The sequence below is a fragment of the Streptomyces sp. MB09-02B genome (genome assembly GCF_033794485.1).
In the GTDB taxonomy this organism is placed as follows: domain Bacteria; phylum Actinomycetota; class Actinomycetes; order Streptomycetales; family Streptomycetaceae; genus Streptomyces.
On the sequence record NZ_JARGEE010000658.1, the window covers coordinates 1 to 3,325 of the forward strand.

Here is a 3,325-nt window from a genome sequence, read left to right on the forward strand (position 1 = left end):
GATGCGCCCCGGCCCCCGGGCCCGTCCCCGTCACCATCGAGCCGCCGGCCGGGGCGCATCGGCCGGGCCGGTCCGGCTAGGCCCGCGCCCGGGCGGTCACCGGCCCGGCGTGTCCGGCTTCCACTCCTGGGCGAGGAGACCCAGCACCACCTCGTCCAGGTACTCGCCCATCACCCAGGCATTGGCGCGCAGCACGCCCTCGCGGACGAAGCCGTTGCGCTCGGCGGCGCCCAGCATCGCGACGTTGTCCGTCAGCGTCTCGATCTGCAGCCGGTGCAGGCCGCGCACGACGAAGCCGTAGTGGCACAGCACCGCGACGACGTCCGTGCCGTAGCCCTTGCCGCGGGAGGCGGGCAGCAGCCCCAGCCCGATGTGCGCGGTCCGGTTGTGGGTGTCGATGCCCCAGAGCGTCGCGGTACCGACCATCGTCCCGCCCTCCGACTCCACCACGGAGAACGGGACACGGTCCTGCGCCGTGTCGTCCACCAGGAGCCGCGAGTCCTTCGAGGCGGGGCCCATAGGACGCCACGGCCCGCCCTCGGCCCGCGAGGCGTTGACCACGTCGTTGTAGAGCTCGGCCCGCAGAATCGGAATGTCGTCCTCGTGCCGGGCCCTCAGCCCGACCTTGGCACCTCTCAGCATGCGAGTTTCCTATACGCCCGAACGGACCGTCGGCAATCGAATAAACGATCGCCGAGGTCGGCGGGCGGAGCGGCGGGCCGGCCGTGGGCACCCGGCCCGGCGCACGGTGCGAGCCCGGCTGGGTAGGCTTTCGACGGGCCGCCGGACGGTGTGGGCCCAGGTCGCCGTGCCAACCGGTCCGGTGCGCCGCTCGACCGAGAGAGACGAGATGTCCCCGACGATTCGCAGGGCCGTCATCCCCGCCGCCGGCCTCGGTTCCCGTCTGCTGCCGCTCACCAAGGCGATTCCGAAGGAGATGCTGCCGGTCGGCGACAAGCCGGTCGTCGAGCACACCGTGCGTGAGCTCGTGGACTCCGGCATCACCGACATCACCATCGTCGTCTCGGGCGGGAAGAGCCTCATCCAGGACCACTTCCGGCCCAACCCCGCCCTCGTCGAGCAGCTCCGTGCGGACGGCAAGACGGCCTACGCCGACGCGGTCGAGGAGGTCGCGGAGCTGGCCCGCCAGGGCCACATCACCTATCTCGACCAGTACGGCCCGTACGGCAACGGCACCCCGGTGCTGAACGCCGCCCGCGCCTTCGGCGACGAGCCGGTGCTGGTGCTCTGGCCCGACGACGTCTTCGTGGCCGAAGTGCCCCGCGCACAGCAGCTGATCCGCGCCTACGAGCAGACAGGCTGCCCGGTGCTCGCCCTCCTGCCGATGGACCCCACCGAGTCCCAGCGCTACGGCGTGCCCATCGTCAAGGAGGACCTCGGCAACGGGCAGCTGCGCATCACCGGTCTGGTGGAGAAGCCCGAGCCCGCCGCCGCGCCCTCGGCGTTCGCGGCCATCGGCGGCTATGTCGTCACCCCCGGCATCATCGACGAACTGCGCGAGCAGACCCGCCGCTGGTACGAGCACCGCACGGGCGAGGTCTACCTGACCGACGCCATCAACGCCTATGCCGCGACCCGCGCGGTGTACGGGCAGGTCATCAAGGGCCGCTGGTACGACACCGGCAACCCGGCCGACTACCTGGTCGCCCAGATGGCCTTCGCCCTCGCCCACCCGGAGTACGGCCCCGTCCTGCGCGGCCTGGTGAACGGCCTCGACTCCCCCGAGGGCTGACGGGTCCGTACGCACGCGCCTCTTGTAAAGGTCCGGACCAACTGCTAATTCCCTTCTGTTAGGAAAGTTTCCTACCAGTTAGCGGGAGTCCCCATGAGATCGGCACGATCCGTTCCGCTCCTCGCCACGCTGCTGCTCCTCGGCCTCGTCCTCACCCCCGCGACCGCGCGGTCCGCCCCCGCCGCCCCGACGCCTGTCGCGGCCAACGGACAGCTCAAGGTCTGCGGCACCAAGCTCTGCAACCAGCAAGGAAAAACGATCCAGCTCCGAGGGATGAGCACGCACGGTCTGCAGTGGTACAGCCAGTGCGTCACCAACGGCTCCCTCAACGCTCTCGCCACCGACTGGAAGGCGGACGTCCTGCGCGCCTCCATGTACATCCAGGAGGACGGCTACGAGACCGATCCGCGCCGCTTCACCGATCTGGTGCACTCGGCCATCGAACGGGCCACGGCCCGCGGCATGTACGTCATCGTCGACTGGCACATGCTCGACCCGGGCGACCCCCATCACAACCTCGCCCGCGCCAAGACCTTCTTCTCCGAGATCACGCAGCGCCACCGCGACAAGAACAACCTGCTGTACGAGATCGCCAACGAACCCAGTGGCGTGAGCTGGTCCCGCATCAAGAGCTACGCCGAGCAGCTCATCCCCGTCATCAGGGCCAAGGACCCGGACACCCCGATCCTGGTCGGCACCCGCGCCTGGTCCTCGCTCGGCGTGTCGGAGGGCGCGGACGAGTCCGAGGTGGTCGGCAACCCGGTGAACGCGGCCAACATCATGTACACCTTCCACTTCTACGCGTACTCGCACCGGGACGAGTACCTGCGGACCCTCGCCCGCGCGGCCGACCGGATACCCGTCTTCGTCACCGAGTTCGGCACCCAGAACTACGCGGGTGAGGGCGCGAACGACTTCGCCATGTCGCAGCGCTATCTGGATCTCCTGGCGGCCAAGAAGATCAGCTGGGTCAACTGGAACTTCTCCGACGACCACCGCAGCGGCGCCGTCTTCAAGCAGGGCACCTGCGCCGGCAACGGCCCGTGGACCGGCACGTCCTCGCTCAAGCCCGCGGGCGTCTGGATCCGCGACCGCGTCAGCACACCGGACGACTTCTGACCGGCGACCAGGACCACGACGGGAGCCACCCGACGGACAGTGCGCGCGCAGCACACCGGGGGCCGCACACCGGCTTCGGCTCCCGTCGTGGCGATGTGACGACGAGCGGCGTAGCGGCGTAGCGACGTAGCGACGTAGTGATGCGGGGCCGTATCGCCCCACCGCGTCTCGGCGTCTCAGCCACTCGGCTGTGTGGTCGCGTCATCGTGTCGCCGTGCCGAGGAGTTCCGGCCATGGGGCACCTTGGACGCATGTGTTCCTCATTGCGCAACGGCCCGCACGGCTACGGGACCGTCACGAAGACGCTCCACTGGGTGGTGTTCGTGGCTCTCGTCGTGCAGTTCGCCGTGGGATACCTCCTCGACGTGGACGACAGCGGCCGGGGCCGGGGACGAGGGCGCGGCCGCTGTCGTCCACGTCGAGGAGGTATCCCACGGCGAACTGCACGACGAG

General features: G+C 69.7%; 4 protein-coding genes. 3 read left to right on the plus strand and 1 reads right to left on the minus strand.

Annotated features, from left to right (window positions below; translation table 11 throughout):
• Window positions 1-96 precede the first annotated feature (96 nt).
• On the minus strand, window positions 97-642 hold the full coding sequence (locus P1P70_RS42395; RefSeq protein WP_319247511.1) for a GNAT family protein: 546 nt from the start codon (window positions 640-642) through the stop codon (window positions 97-99).
• A gap of 208 nt (window positions 643-850) precedes the next feature.
• Between P1P70_RS42395 and P1P70_RS42400 the strand changes: the two genes are divergently transcribed.
• The 3 genes from P1P70_RS42400 to P1P70_RS42410 all read left to right on the plus strand — a co-directional run.
• Window positions 851-1,753: a UTP--glucose-1-phosphate uridylyltransferase gene (locus P1P70_RS42400; RefSeq protein ID WP_319247513.1), complete on the plus strand. Its 903-nt coding sequence runs from the start codon at window positions 851-853 to the stop codon at window positions 1,751-1,753.
• Between the two features lie 93 nt (window positions 1,754-1,846).
• Window positions 1,847-2,872 (plus strand): glycoside hydrolase family 5 protein, encoded by a 1,026-nt coding sequence (locus P1P70_RS42405; protein ID WP_319247515.1) that lies wholly within the window; start codon window positions 1,847-1,849, stop codon window positions 2,870-2,872.
• Window positions 2,873-3,123: 251 nt separating this feature from the next.
• The coding region (locus P1P70_RS42410) for a hypothetical protein (protein WP_319247517.1) at window positions 3,124-3,325 on the plus strand (202 nt) is incomplete at its 3' end.